The 12,298-nt window shown below is 71.3% G+C and carries 14 protein-coding genes; 9 read left to right on the top strand and 5 right to left on the bottom strand.

Annotation, left to right across the window (positions count from 1 at the left end; translation table 11 throughout):
* The first annotated feature begins 210 nt into the window (after positions 1–210).
* A complete protein-coding gene (locus tag AB0J69_RS29180) occupies positions 211–1,458 on the top strand; it encodes a glycoside hydrolase family 18 protein (protein WP_364123431.1) in 1,248 nt (415 codons plus the stop codon).
* A gap of 27 nt (positions 1,459–1,485) precedes the next feature.
* Here AB0J69_RS29180 and AB0J69_RS29175 read toward each other — a convergent pair whose 3' ends face one another.
* On the bottom strand, positions 1,486–2,109 hold the full coding sequence (locus AB0J69_RS29175; protein WP_364123429.1) for an MOSC domain-containing protein: 624 nt from the start codon (positions 2,107–2,109) through the stop codon (positions 1,486–1,488).
* 121 nt (positions 2,110–2,230) lie between these two features.
* Here AB0J69_RS29175 and AB0J69_RS29170 point away from each other — a divergent pair, with 121 nt between their 5' ends.
* The 3 genes from AB0J69_RS29170 to AB0J69_RS29160 all read left to right on the top strand — a co-directional run bounded on the left by AB0J69_RS29170 (position 2,231) and on the right by AB0J69_RS29160 (position 5,223).
* Positions 2,231–2,731 (top strand): hypothetical protein, encoded by a 501-nt coding sequence (locus tag AB0J69_RS29170; RefSeq protein WP_364123427.1) that lies wholly within the window; start codon positions 2,231–2,233, stop codon positions 2,729–2,731.
* Between the two features lie 13 nt (positions 2,732–2,744).
* The gene (locus AB0J69_RS29165) at positions 2,745–3,971 is read left to right on the top strand and encodes a histidine kinase (protein WP_364123425.1); all 1,227 of its coding nucleotides are present in this window, start codon (positions 2,745–2,747) and stop codon (positions 3,969–3,971) included.
* 436 nt (positions 3,972–4,407) lie between these two features.
* Entirely contained in the window at positions 4,408–5,223 is an 816-nt protein-coding gene (locus AB0J69_RS29160; protein ID WP_364123423.1) for a response regulator transcription factor, read from the top strand.
* On the opposite strand, the gene AB0J69_RS29155 is transcribed toward AB0J69_RS29160, so the two are convergent.
* Positions 5,210–5,500 carry a hypothetical protein gene (locus AB0J69_RS29155; RefSeq protein ID WP_364123421.1) on the bottom strand — a complete coding sequence of 97 codons (291 nt, stop codon included), beginning with the start codon at positions 5,498–5,500 and terminating at the stop codon, positions 5,210–5,212. The genes AB0J69_RS29160 and AB0J69_RS29155 overlap by 14 nt on opposite strands.
* Before the next feature lie 138 nt (positions 5,501–5,638).
* Between AB0J69_RS29155 and ccmA the strand changes: the two genes are divergently transcribed.
* Complete coding sequence (ccmA, locus tag AB0J69_RS29150; protein WP_364123419.1) at positions 5,639–6,262, top strand: heme ABC exporter ATP-binding protein CcmA; 624 nt, start codon at positions 5,639–5,641, stop codon at positions 6,260–6,262.
* A 190-nt stretch (positions 6,263–6,452) separates the two neighbouring features.
* Entirely contained in the window at positions 6,453–8,039 is a 1,587-nt protein-coding gene (locus AB0J69_RS29145; RefSeq protein WP_364123417.1) for a DUF6297 family protein, read from the top strand.
* Between the two features lie 25 nt (positions 8,040–8,064).
* Here AB0J69_RS29145 and AB0J69_RS29140 read toward each other — a convergent pair whose 3' ends face one another.
* Positions 8,065–8,556 (bottom strand): GNAT family N-acetyltransferase, encoded by a 492-nt coding sequence (locus AB0J69_RS29140; protein ID WP_364123415.1) that lies wholly within the window; start codon positions 8,554–8,556, stop codon positions 8,065–8,067.
* A 46-nt stretch (positions 8,557–8,602) separates the two neighbouring features.
* Between AB0J69_RS29140 and AB0J69_RS29135 the strand changes: the two genes are divergently transcribed.
* The gene (locus AB0J69_RS29135) at positions 8,603–8,911 is read left to right on the top strand and encodes a hypothetical protein (RefSeq protein WP_364123413.1); all 309 of its coding nucleotides are present in this window, start codon (positions 8,603–8,605) and stop codon (positions 8,909–8,911) included.
* Positions 8,908–9,324: an acyl-CoA thioesterase gene (locus AB0J69_RS29130; RefSeq protein ID WP_364123411.1), complete on the top strand. Its 417-nt coding sequence runs from the start codon at positions 8,908–8,910 to the stop codon at positions 9,322–9,324. The genes AB0J69_RS29135 and AB0J69_RS29130 overlap by 4 nt, the downstream gene beginning before the upstream one ends.
* A 6-nt stretch (positions 9,325–9,330) precedes the next feature.
* On the opposite strand, the gene lepA is transcribed toward AB0J69_RS29130, so the two are convergent.
* Together lepA and AB0J69_RS29120 are read right to left on the bottom strand one after the other, a co-directional pair.
* The gene (gene lepA, locus AB0J69_RS29125) at positions 9,331–11,205 is read right to left on the bottom strand and encodes a translation elongation factor 4 (protein ID WP_364123409.1); all 1,875 of its coding nucleotides are present in this window, start codon (positions 11,203–11,205) and stop codon (positions 9,331–9,333) included.
* Positions 11,202–11,477 (bottom strand): hypothetical protein, encoded by a 276-nt coding sequence (locus tag AB0J69_RS29120; RefSeq protein WP_364123407.1) that lies wholly within the window; start codon positions 11,475–11,477, stop codon positions 11,202–11,204. The genes lepA and AB0J69_RS29120 overlap by 4 nt, the downstream gene beginning before the upstream one ends.
* Positions 11,478–11,549: 72 nt before the next feature.
* Between AB0J69_RS29120 and AB0J69_RS29115 the strand changes: the two genes are divergently transcribed.
* The gene (locus AB0J69_RS29115) at positions 11,550–12,209 is read left to right on the top strand and encodes a hypothetical protein (RefSeq protein WP_364123405.1); all 660 of its coding nucleotides are present in this window, start codon (positions 11,550–11,552) and stop codon (positions 12,207–12,209) included.
* Positions 12,210–12,298: the final 89 nt, after the last annotated feature.

Raw genomic sequence — 12,298 nt, 5'->3', positions numbered from 1 at the left:
ACCCATCACCGGCCGGGGCGCGAACCTGGGCTCGAAGTGCGCCTGGATCGGGGCCGACGCGATCGTGGCGGGCGGCCCGTACGACGTGGACCTCCGCCGGTACCGGCGGAGGTCGCGCGGATCGTTGACGGTGACGGGCGGCGGCTCTACGATCGCGTCTAACTTATAGGAAAGTTTCCTATAAGTGGCGCAGTCCCCGGGAGCCGCTCCGTGAAGAAGAAGATCCTGCTCGCACTGTCGCTCTTACTCGGCCTCACGGCGATCTCCGTGCCCGCTGAGGCCCACTCCGGGTTCAAACGGGTCGCGTACTTCATCCAATGGGGCATCTACGGCCGGAACTACCACGTCAAGGACGTGGACGTCTCGGGCGCCGCCGCCAAGCTCACGCACCTGAACTACGCGTTCGGCTTCGTGAACGCCGAAAGCGGCTGCTACTCGGCCGACCCGTGGGCCGACTGGCAGCGGCCGGTGCCGGCGGAGCAGAGCGTGGACGGGGTCGCCGACGCGCCCGGCCAGGCCCTCAACGGCAACCTCAACCAGCTCCGCAAGCTCAAGGCCAAGCACCCCGGGCTCAAGACGATGATCTCCCTGGGCGGCTGGACCGGCTCGAAGTACTTCTCCGACGCCGTGCTCACCCCCGAGTCCCGGGCCGCGCTGGCCACTTCCTGCATCGACCTGTGGCTGCGCGGCAACCTGCCGGGGCTGGAGCCGGGCGCGGGCGCCGGCGTGTTCGACGGGATCGACCTGGACTGGGAGTGGCCGGGCTCGGCCGGGGCCGAGGGCAACGTCATCAGGCCCGAGGACAAGCGGAACTTCACGCTGTTCGTGGAGGAGCTGCGGGGGCAGCTCAAGGCGTTCTCGTCCAGGGCGCAGCTCACGGCGTTCCTGCCGGCCGCGGCGGCCAAGATCGACGCCGGGTTCGAGGTGCGCAGGGTGTTCAGGCAGCTCGACTTCGCGACCGTGCAGGGGTACGACCTGCACGGTACGTGGGAGCCGCAGACCGGCCACAACGGGAACCTGTTCACCGACCGGCGGGATCCGAACCCGGTGAAGTACAGCGTGGACCAGACCGTACGCGACTACCTCTCGCGCGGCGCGCCCGCCCGCAAGCTCGTGGTCGGCGTGCCCGCGTACGGCCAGGGCTGGACGGGCGTGACCGGCGGCGGCGACGGCCTGTACGCGCCCGCCACCGGCCCGGCCCCCGGCAAGTGGGCCCCCGGCGCGGAGGACTACAAGGACCTGGTCGGCAAGCCCGGCAAGCGCTACCGCGACCTGCGCACCGGGGCCATGTGGCTCTATGACGGGAACGAGTTCTGGTCCTACGACGACCCGGCGATGCTGGTGCAGAAGGCGGCCTACATCCGGCTCAAGGGGCTCGGCGGGTCGATGATGTGGTCGATCGACCAGGACGACGCGCGCGCCTCGCTCACCTCGGCGCTCTACTCGGTCCTGCGCTGACCGCCCGGCCGGGCGCGGCCTCCCCCCTCAGGCGAGGACGCGCTCGGCCATCTCGTCCCACCGGGCGTCATGTCCGGGAACCGCCAGGATGCGGCGCAACGCGTCCCTGTCCCCGTGCCGGGCCCGGAACCAGTCGGCCACGCTCACTCCGGTGCCGGGCCGCGAGACGATCTCCACCTCGTCCCCCGCCCCCAGCTCGCCGAGCTCGACCACCTTCAGGTACGCCCCGGGCCGCGCCGCCGCCGTGAACCGCTTGATCCAGCCGGTCTCGTCCATCCAGTTGCGGAACACCACGCACGGCGTCCTCGGCTTGGTCACCTCCAGCACGGCCCCGCCCACCCGCCACCGCTCGCCGACCAGGGCGCCGTTGACGTCGAGGCCGGACGTGGTCAGGTTCTCGCCGAACCGCCCGTGGCGCAGCTCCCTGCCCAGCTCGCCCTCCCACCAGTCGTAATCCTCGCTGGCGTAGGCGTAGACGGCCTGATCCGGCGAGCCGTGGTGCTGCTTGTCCGCCTGCTCGTCCCCGGCCAGCCCGTCGGCCAGCACCTGAACCCGGTGCGGGACCGCCCGCTTGTCGATCGCCGTCCGCCTCAGGTTCCCCGCCCAATCAGCGTCGACCGGCGTGCCCACGTTCACCGAGAGAATGCGCATACGGGGACGGTAACCGAGGATCCGCACCGGCAGCGACCCGCCTCCACCCCAGGGTGGAGATCGCGGCACTCAACCCGCAGACCGATCCGGTACGACCGCCGCCTCCCTACGGTCGTGGCCTGTGGAAACTGTGCAAATCTCCCTCCTCGTCCTCCTCGCCGTCGTGTTCGTCATCTACCGCCAGACGCGGACCCGCCCCGCCGCCGGGACGGGCAGCCTGTACACCGCCGGCGCCATGATCGTCCTCGGCCTCGTCTCGGGCGGCCTGCTCGACTCCGGGGGTTCGGGCGAGCTCATCGACACCGGGCACCTCGCCCTCAGCGTCACCCTCTTCGCCGTGGAGGCGGTCGCCGCCGTGGCTCTCGGTGTGTGGCGCTCGAGGACCGTACGCATGTGGGTCGACGACTCCGGTGTCGCCTGGTCGAAGGCCACCGGCTGGACCCTGCTGGCCTGGCTGGCCTCGATGGCCACCCGCGTCGCCCTCTACTTCGCCGGGGTGGCCGCCGGCCTGACCGTCTCCACCGGAAGTGTCCTGGTGTTCCTCGGCCTGACCATCGGCACCCAGGCGTACCTCGTCGCCCGCCGGGGACGTGCGCTCACCGGCAACCGGATATTTTCATGAGGTGATGCGTGGATTGTCCAGAGTCGTCCCCGTCGCGTTGCGGCTGGGGTTGATCGTGCTGCTGATCGTGGTCCAGGTGCGGGCGACCCCCGCACCCGGCCTCACCGGCGTCGCCCTGGCCGTCACGCTCCTGACCGTGGCACTCGCCCTCACACTGCTCGCGCTCCTCCTCATGTCGCGCCCGCCACACCTCCTGCCGCGCCCGCCGCACTTCATGTCCCGCCCGGCACCCCTTCTGTCGCGCCCGCCACACGAGACCTCTCGCCGAGCAACGGCGGTCGACACCGCACAGCCGCACCGAGAAGCCGCGTCAAGGAAGGCGTTCCGCCTGTCGGGGAGAGCCTCACAGCTCGTCACACTGATCGCCCTCGGCCTGGCGGTGCTCCTCTCCATCGCCCTCAACTCGATCACCCACAGCGGGGTGACGATCGGCGTCCTGCTCGTCTGCGTCAGCCTGGCGGTGAGCCGCCTGTCGTTGCGCCAGTCGTTCATCGTCGGGCTGCTGGCCGTCGTAGGGCTCGTCGTGGCCGCCGAGCTCTCCGGCTCCCCGGCGAACGACCTCACCCTCGTTCTCAGCGTCTGCCTGATCTTCCTGATCACGTACGCGGCGAAGCAGCGCAAGGCCACCAGGGCCGCCGAGGCGAGGGAGGCCGTGCTCGCGGAGCGAGCCAGGATCGCCAGGGAGATCCACGACATCCTCGCCCACTCGCTCTCCGCCCAGCTCGTCCACCTGGAGGGAGCCAAGCTGCTGCTCCGCGCGGAGCGGACGGCCGAGGCCCTCGACCGCGTCACGCACGCCCGCGACCTGGCCAAGTCGGGCCTCGATGAGGCCAGGCGGGCGGTGTCGGCGCTGCGCGAGGACCCGCCCGCGCTGCCCGTGGCGCTGCGTACCCTCGCGAAGGACTTCGAGCACACGGCGCACCAGTCCTGCACGCTGCGCATCTCGGGTCCCGAGCAGCGCCTCCCGCCGGAAACGGAGCTCGCCCTGCTCCGTACCGCCCAGGAGGCCCTGACGAACGTCCGCCGCCACGCGCCCGGCAGCCCGGCCAAGGTCGAGCTCGACTTCGACCCGACCGGCTGCGACCTGCGCGTCACCAACCCGGCCTCCGCCGAGAAGGGCTCACCGGGCGGTGGGTACGGCCTGGTGGGCATGCGCGAACGCGCAGAACTCCTCGGCGGCACGCTGTCGGCAGGCGAGCGGGACGGCGGCTTCCAGGTCCACCTGCGAGTCCCAGCATGACCCCGCCCCCTACAAACCACCCCCGACCTGTCCAAGCCACACCCCGATCCCCCCAACCCACCCCCCGACCTGCGCAAGCCACACACCCATCCCCACAAGCCACCCCCCGACCTGCGCAAGCCACACACCGACGCCTGCGAGCCCACCCATCGACGCCCGCACCGCTGTCTCCGACACCTCCGTCCCCCTCCACCCACCGCTCCAGCGAACGGCCCACCCACCGCCCGGACGAACAGCTCACCCGCCACCGTGGGGAGCCGCCCACCAGTCACCTCAGCACGCAACCCACCCCCCACCCCATCGAGCCGCCCACCGGCCGCCCTGACGGGCTACCCACCGGCCGGCCTGGCGGACTGCCCACCGGCCGGCCATCCCCCACCGCCAAGCCCGGGAGCCGGCGGATGGCCGCTCCCCTCGAACCTCAGGAGGTGCCCGTATGACCAGGGTGGTCGTGGTCGATGACCAGGCCGTGGTGCGTGAGGGCCTGGTGCTGCTGCTCGGCCTGGTGCCGGGGATCGAGGTGGTCGGGTCGGCGGGCGACGGCGAGGCGGCGCTGCGGCTGGTCGGCGCGGAGCGGCCGGACGTGGTGCTCATGGACCTGCGCATGCCCCGCATGGACGGTGTGGAGGCCACCGGCCGCATCCGCACCGCGTACCCGGAGACCCAGGTCGTCGTGCTCACCACGTATTCGGATGACGATTCGGTCTTCGCCGCGCTGCGGGCGGGCGCGCGGGGCTTCCTCACCAAGGACGCGGACGCCGACGACATCGCCTCGGCCGTGGCCACGGTGATGCGCGGCGACGCCCAGCTCGACCCCACGGTCCAACGCCGCCTCCTCGACACGATGTCCCCACCCCCAACCACGCCACCCCCGCCGACCCGGGCCACCCCGCCCCAATCGCCTGCCCCTCGATCGCCAGCCCCCTCCGCAAGCGTTGACCCGCGCCCGTCCGCGACCGTCGGCCCCGGCCCGGCTCCGGCTCCGGCTCCGGCTCCGGCCCTGCACCCGCGTCCGCCCGCAGTCCCGGACGCACGCCGTGGTGGGGCGCCCGACGGGCTTACGCCGCGCGAGAGCGAGGTGCTGGCTCTCATCGCCGAGGGCCTGTCGAACGCCGAGATCGCCACCCGCCTCTACATCACCGAAGCCACCGTCAAGACCCACATCAACAACCTCTTCGCCAAAGCCCACCTTCGCGACCGGGCCCAGGCCGTCACCTATGCCTATCGGCACGGCCTGGTCAACCCCGGTTGAGCTGGGACTCCTCGTCGAAGCCGGCCAGCTGTAACAACGTCTCCAACGCCGCCTGTCTGGTCTCCTCGACCGAGCCTCCTCGCTCGCCGAAGCACTCGGCCGCCACGTCGAGCAGCGCCGTCACCACGACCGCGTCGGGATAGGGCACGTCGACGAGGACCGTGCCGTCCTCGCCCTCCTCACCCTCCCCCAGGTGGAGTTTCAGCAGCCGCCGAGTCTCCTCGGCCACAGCCACCCCCAGCACCGCGGCACGCTCGAATCGCTCAGAAGCAATCACGTCACCCTCCAGTCGCACAGGTGTTCGGAACAGAAGGTAGACGGTGGCACCGACAGAATCCCTTGCGCAGCCGGGCTTCCCGGGCCCGCCGCCACCGCGCCGTACGCGATCAAGCTCGTGGCTGGATACGCTCGAACGGTGTACGAATCGATCATTCGCGTTGACGACCTCACGGTCGAGCTCGGGGGCAATCCCGTGCTCAAGGGCATGGAGCTGACCGTGTCACCGGGCGAGATCGTGGCCGTGGTCGGCCCGAACGGATCCGGCAAGTCCACGCTCCTGCGCTGCCTGGCCGGGCTCCAGCCCGCCACCTCCGGCGAGGTGCGCGTGTTCGGGCGGCCGCCGGTCGACGACGCCGGCTTCTGGGGCCGGGTCGCGCTGCTGGGCGACGAGCCGGCCTGGTATCCGGGGCTCACCGCGCGTGAGCATCTGGAGCTGATGGGGGCCGTACACACCAGGGCCCGGATGACGGTGGACGCGGCGCTGGAGGAGTTCGCGCTGGTGGAGCGGGCCGACGCACCGCCGCTGAACCTGTCCACCGGCCAGCGCCAGCGTCTGTCCCTGGCCTCCGCGCTGCTCAGGCCGAGCACGCTGCTGCTCCTCGACGAGCCGGAGCGCGGCCTGGACGCCGGGTTCCGCGCCCGCCTGGCCGACCTGCTCGACGAGTACGCCGACGAGGGCGGCACCGTCGTCATGGCCACGCACGACGAGGGCCTGGCCACCCGAGCCCGCCGGGTCTCGCCGTCCGGGGTGCCCGCATGACCGGCCGGGATCGGTTCCGTGGCACCTCCGGGCCGGAAAGTGCCCGCATGGCCGGCCGGGATCGGTTCCGTGGGATCCCGGAGCCGGGAAGGACCCGCATGACCGGCCGGCACCCGTTCCGCGGGATCCCGGGGCCGGGAAGTGCCCCTGTGAGCGTGTCCCGCCGCGTCCCGGCCTGGGAGGCCGCCGTATGAGCGAGTCGGTCGGCAGCGTACGGGCCGTGCGGGCTTACCTGCGTTCCAAGGGTCGTGCCCCGGCCGGCCTGCTCGACCGCTACGTCACCGTGTTCTGCCTGGTCTTGTTCGTGGCCGTGGCGGGCCGGCCCCTGTCCGGGGTGTTCGCCGGGCTGGCCGGGCCGGTCGATCCCGCCCGCATGGGTGCGGGGGTGGTGCTGCTGGCGCTGGCCGTGGCCGGTTTCCTGGCGGTCGCCCGCTCGGCGGGGCCCGTGCTGCTGCCCGCCCCCGACGCCTCCTGGCTGCTGATGTCCCCGCTGGATCGGCGGCTGCTGCTGGCCCGGCCGGCACGGATGTTGTGCACGGTCGCCGTGGCGATGGGCGTGCTGCTCGGGATGGGGATGCTGGCAGTGCTGGGCGCGCCCGACCACCTGGTGTGGCGGGTTCTGGGCGCGCTGGCCCTCGGCGTGTCCGCGAGCGTGGGCGGGATGGCGCTGGCCGTGCTCGGGCAGGTCTCCCAGTCGTGGCAGCTCTGGCTGACCGGCGCGATCGCGGCGCTGCTGGTGCTGTCCGCGGTGGCGGTCAGCGGGCAGCTGCGTACGGTGCTGGCGGTCGCCGCGAGCGCGCCCCTGACGGCTCTGGCCGCCGCCGTGGCCGCTGCCGCCGTGGCCGCCGGCCTGCTCGTACGGCAGGCGTCGGCCTCGCTCGGCCGGATCCCCACCCGTACCCTCGTGACCGCCTCGACCCGGGCCGGCCACGTGGCGAGCGCGACCATGTCCCTCGACCCCGGCGCGCTGACCTGGATCGCCGAGGACAACCACTGGCGGGCCAGGAAGCTGGGCTCCCGGCGCTGGCCGTCGATGCCCGCGCCGTTCGCGCTGGCCTGGCACGACTGGCGCCGCCTGGGCCGCAGGCCCGGCCGGCTGGCGGCCATCGCCGCGACCGCCGCGCTGCCCTTGGTCCTGGCCCAGGCGGGCGCCTCCCCGGCGGTGCTCGGCGCGGCCGTGCTGGCGGGCGGGCTGGCCGTGGCGGCGACGAGCACGTCCGGGGCGCGCAGGGACGCGGACAACCCGGCCCTGGCCCGGCTCATCGGGGTGGGCCACCGCCCGGCGCTGGCGGCCCGGGCGGTGCTGCCCGCGCTGCTCAGCGGGACGTGGGCGGCCATGGCGCTGGCGGGCCTGGCCCTGGCGCACGACGCGTCATCGGGGGCAGCCCTGGCCCACGCCCCGGCCGTCGTCCACGACCTGTCCTCAGGGACGGCCCTGACCGAGGACGCGGCAACCGGCCTTCCCGTAGCGTGGTGGTTGTTCGGGCCGCTGGCCGCGCCCACGCTGGCCGCCGGTGCCCTGCGGATGGCCAGGCGCGCCCCGGTCGACCATTCGATGCCGGTCATCGACACCCCGGGCGGCTCCATCCCGACCGGGCCGATCTTCTGGGCGGCCACCGGGCCGGATCTGGCCCTGCTCGGATGCCTCCCGACCGCCATGGCGCTGGCCTCCCAGCCCGCCTCTCCAGGCCCGTTCCTGGCGGCCCAGGCAGCGGTGAGCGCGGTGGTGCTGGCGGGTTACGTGTGGCGGGCGCGTTCGGCGGGCAAGGCGAGGTAACGGAGGCAAGGGAGGTTACGGGAGCTCAGGCCACGTACACGTCGCTCGGCACCCCGCCGTACGGGATCGTACGGTCCCTCCGCATCCCGGCCCGCTCGGCCACCCTGCGCGACGGCTCGTTGATGTCCCGGATCACCGCCACGACCGTCCCCAGCTCCTTGCCGATCTGGAGGGCGGCCTGAACCAGCTCCACCGCGTACCCGTGCCCCCATGCCGAGGGCCGGAATCGGTAGTACAGGTTCAGCACCTCGTCCCCGTCCACGATCGCGCGCCGCAGCCCGCCGAAGCCGAGCACGAGCGGCTCCCCCAGAGGCCGCGCGGCCCAGTAGCCGATTCCCCGCTCGGTCCAGTCGTCGATCCAGAGTTCGAGCATGGCGCGGCTCGACTCCAGGTCGGTCACGGGGCCGCTGGGGTGGTACACGCTCGTACGCGGGTCGGAATGGATCTCGTGCACCGCGTCCAAGTCGTCGGCCGTGACCCGAGATAGGACCATTCGCGCCGTCTGCACCACTTCCATGCTTTCAGGGTAGTCGCTACGATCGGAAGGCAATCGCTACCGATCGATGGGCGATGAGATGGACGTCCCGAAGATTCAGTCCTCCCTGCGGCTCATCGCGCGCGGGCTGGAAGAGCTGGCCGCCGCGCTGGGCGACGAGCAGGAGGCGGGCGAGGACGAGCGGACAGCGCGGGTCATCCAGGAGTGGGGGCGGCGCGGCCTCACCCAGAAGGAGGCGTCGGCGCTGTTCCAGCGGCACGGGTTCGCCCCGCAGACGACGGGCGGATGGGCCCGCGGCGAGTGGGTGGAGATCGGCGACGACGGCCTGCGCTACCTCACCGCCAAATCGCACACCTGGCTGGAGGAACGGACATGACCTTCTCGGTACGCATCGCCGTACGCGGCTACGAGCTCGACACGCAGGGCCACGTCAACAGCGCCGTCTACCACCAGTACGGCGACCACGCCCGCTGGGAGTGCCTGCGCGCGGCCGGCATCGACGTCGACGACCTGCGCGGCACCGGCCTCGGCCCCGTCACCCTGGAGAACACCATCCGCTACCACCGCGAGCTGCGCGGCGGCGACGAGGTGGAGGTGACGTGCGCGTTCGAGTGGGGCGAGGGGAAGACGTATCGGGTCCGGCAGGAGTTCAGGAGGCCGGACGGCGAGCTGGCCGCCGAGCTGACGGGCGTCGGCGGCCTGATGGACCTCGACGCCCGCCGTCTGGTCGACGACCCGAAGGGCCGCTGGCGCTCGCTCGCGCGGACGCCGGCCGTCCTCAACCTGTAGCGGCGGCTACTTCTTGGCCTTGTCGACGGCGCCGGAGTCGGTGGACAGCGCGGCGACGAAGGCCTCCTGCGGCACCTCGACCCGGCCGACCATCTTCATCCGCTTCTTGCCTTCCTTCTGCTTCTCCAGCAGCTTGCGCTTACGGGAGATGTCGCCGCCGTAGCACTTGGCCAGCACGTCCTTGCGGATGGCGCGGATGTTCTCGCGGGCGATGACCCGGGCGCCGATGGCCGCCTGGATCGGCACCTCGAACTGCTGCCTCGGGATCAGCTCGCGTAGCTTCTTCGCCATGTCGACGCCGTAGCCGTAGGCCTTGTCCTTGTGCACGATGGCGCTGAAGGCGTCGACCGGCTCGCCCTGCAGCAGGATGTCGACCTTCACCAGCTCGGCCTCCTGCTCGCCGGCCGGCTCGTAGTCGAGCGAGGCGTAACCGCGCGTGCGCGACTTGAGCTGGTCGAAGAAGTCGAAGATGATCTCGCCGAGCGGCAGCGTGTAGCGGATCTCGACGCGGTCCTCCGACAGGTAGTCCATGCCGAGGAGCTGGCCGCGCCGCCCCTGGCAGATCTCCATGATCGCGCCGATGAACTCGGCCGGCGCCAGGATCGTGGACTTGGTGACCGGCTCGAAGACCTGCGCGATCTTGCCCCCCGTGGGGAACTCCGACGGGTTGGTGACCGTGAGCTCCTTGCCGTCCTCCATGACCACGCGGTAGACCACGTTGGGCGCCGTGGAGATCAGCGACAGCCCGAACTCGCGCTCCAGCCGCTCGCGCACGATCTCCATGTGCAGCAGCCCGAGGAAGCCGACCCGGAACCCGAACCCGAGCGCCGCCGAGGTCTCCGGCTCGTAGACCAGCGCGGCGTCGTTGAGCTGCAGCTTGTCGAGCGCCTCGCGCAGCTCGGGATATTCGTCGCCGTCGATCGGATAGAGGCCGGAGAACACCATCGGCTTCGGGTGCTCGTAGCCGGCCAGCATGTCCGTGGCGGGCTTGACCGACGAGGTGACGGTGTCACCGACCCGCGACTGCCGCACGTCCTTCACGCCGGTGATCAGGTAGCCCACCTCGCCCACGCCCAGGCCCAGCTCGGCCGGCTTGGGCTCCGGGGAGATGACGCCGATCTCCAGCGTCTCGTGGGTGGCGTTGGTGGACATCATCAGGATGCGCTCGCGCTTGCCCAGGTGGCCGTCGATGACCCGGACGTACGTCACCACGCCGCGGTAGGTGTCGTAGACGGAGTCGAAGATCAGCGCCCGGGCGGCCTTGTCGGCGTTCCCGACCGGCGCGGGCACGGTCGCGACCACGTGGTCGAGCAGCTCGCGCACGCCCTCGCCGGTCTTGCCCGACACCTTGAGCACGTCGGAGGGGTCGCAGCCGATCAGGCCCGCCAGCTCCTCGGCGAACTTCTCCGGCTGCGCCGCCGGCAGGTCGATCTTGTTGAGGACGGGGATGATGTGCAGGTCGGCGTTCATGGCCAGGTAGAGGTTGGCCAGCGTCTGCGCCTCGATGCCCTGGGCCGCGTCGACCAGCAGGATCGCGCCCTCGCACGCCTGCAGCGACCTGGACACCTCGTAGGTGAAGTCGACGTGCCCGGGGGTGTCGATCATGTTGAGCACGTGGCCGTCCCACGGGAGCCGGACGGCCTGCGACTTGATCGTGATGCCCCGCTCGCGCTCGATGTCCATCCTGTCGAGATATTGGGCACGCATGGAACGGTCGTCGACCACGCCGGTGATCTGCAGCATCCGGTCGGCAAGGGTCGACTTGCCATGGTCGATATGCGCGATGATGCAGAAGTTGCGGATCAACGCGGGGTCGGTCTGGCCAGGCTGAGTGCGCACCGAAGTCCGTTTCGACAGGGTTGAGGTCAAGCAGTCTTTCATGGTGACATGCCCGGGTGATTGCCCGAACCGTCATTCGCCGCGGCCTGCGCCTGCTCGCGCTTGCCTTGGTCATCGTGGTCGCGCTGGTCGGCCTCCTCGCCGCGGCGCTCCGCCTCCAGTTTACCGGTGCCCCGGCAGCCTGGGCGAAGAGCACCGGTAACGACGCCCTCTGGCTGGGCCACGCCTGGGTTGACGGCCGCCGCACGGAGCGCGACGTCGAGCAGCTGGCGGTACGCCTCCGCGCCACCGGCGTCAAGGATGTGTACGTCCATTCGGGCCCTTTTGAGTGGGATGGCCGCTTAGATCCCGCCAAATATCCCAACGCCGGAAATTTCATTCAATGGATGCGTAAGCAGCTCCCCGCCATCCGCGTCTCCGCCTGGCTCGGCCAGGCCGTCAAGAACGGCCTCGACCTGGACGACCCCAACTCCCGCGAGAACGTCCTGGCCGGCGTGGCCGCCATCATGAAGCAGGGCTACGACGGCATCCACTACAACTTCGAGCCCATCGGCGACGGCGACACCGAGTTCCTCGACCTCCTCGACCGCACCAGACAGCACACGAAGCTCCTGTCGACCTCGGTCCCGCAGATCGAGCCGTACGCCGGCATGCGCCTCACCGCCCGGACCCTCCTCGGCCACGACAAGTACTGGTCCGAGGGCTACTTCGGCCAGGTCGTGGACCGCGTGGACCAGGTCGCGATCATGACGTACGACTCCTTCACCCCCACGCAGTCCCTCTACGGCGGCTACGTGGCCCGCCAGGCGAGCCTCGCCCTCGACCTGGTCCCCGCCTCCAAAGCCCTGTACATCGGCGCACCCGCCTACCACGACCACGGCGTACCATGGCTCGACAACGCCGAGAGCGTGGCGATGGCGGCGGAGGGCGCCCGCCTGGCCCTGACCGGCCACGGCAGCCGGCGCGAGCTCTTCGGCCTCGCCCTCTACGTGGACTTCGCGGCCACGGAAGAGGATTGGCACGAGTACATGACACTATGGCGTTGATTTGAGCAGCCGCCTGAGTTATTGGTACCCTGGGTAACTGCGTGTGGCGCGCCCTCTCTCGAGCCCGCGCGCCCCATCCATCACCAGAC

The organism is Nonomuraea sp. NPDC049709 (assembly GCF_040674815.1).
In the GTDB taxonomy this organism is placed as follows: domain Bacteria; phylum Actinomycetota; class Actinomycetes; order Streptosporangiales; family Streptosporangiaceae; genus Nonomuraea.
This window is presented reverse-complemented; position numbering and strand designations above follow the sequence as displayed.

Excerpts from the sequence above, each read along its gene's own strand:
- AB0J69_RS29115 (WP_364123405.1), top strand. The coding sequence starts at position 11,550 with ATGCGTAAGCAGCTCCCCGCCATCCGCGTCTCCGCCTGGCTCGGCCAG.
- AB0J69_RS29160 (WP_364123423.1), top strand. The coding sequence starts at position 4,408 with ATGACCAGGGTGGTCGTGGTCGATGACCAGGCCGTGGTGCGTGAGGGC.
- AB0J69_RS29130 (WP_364123411.1), top strand. The coding sequence starts at position 8,908 with ATGACCTTCTCGGTACGCATCGCCGTACGCGGCTACGAGCTCGACACG.
- AB0J69_RS29135 (WP_364123413.1), top strand. The coding sequence starts at position 8,603 with ATGGGCGATGAGATGGACGTCCCGAAGATTCAGTCCTCCCTGCGGCTC.
- lepA (WP_364123409.1), bottom strand. The coding sequence starts at position 11,205 with ATGAAAGACTGCTTGACCTCAACCCTGTCGAAACGGACTTCGGTGCGC.
- AB0J69_RS29120 (WP_364123407.1), bottom strand. The coding sequence starts at position 11,477 with ATGGACGTACACATCCTTGACGCCGGTGGCGCGGAGGCGTACCGCCAG.
- AB0J69_RS29175 (WP_364123429.1), bottom strand. The coding sequence starts at position 2,109 with ATGCGCATTCTCTCGGTGAACGTGGGCACGCCGGTCGACGCTGATTGG.
- AB0J69_RS29145 (WP_364123417.1), top strand. The coding sequence starts at position 6,453 with ATGAGCGAGTCGGTCGGCAGCGTACGGGCCGTGCGGGCTTACCTGCGT.
- AB0J69_RS29140 (WP_364123415.1), bottom strand. The coding sequence starts at position 8,556 with ATGGAAGTGGTGCAGACGGCGCGAATGGTCCTATCTCGGGTCACGGCC.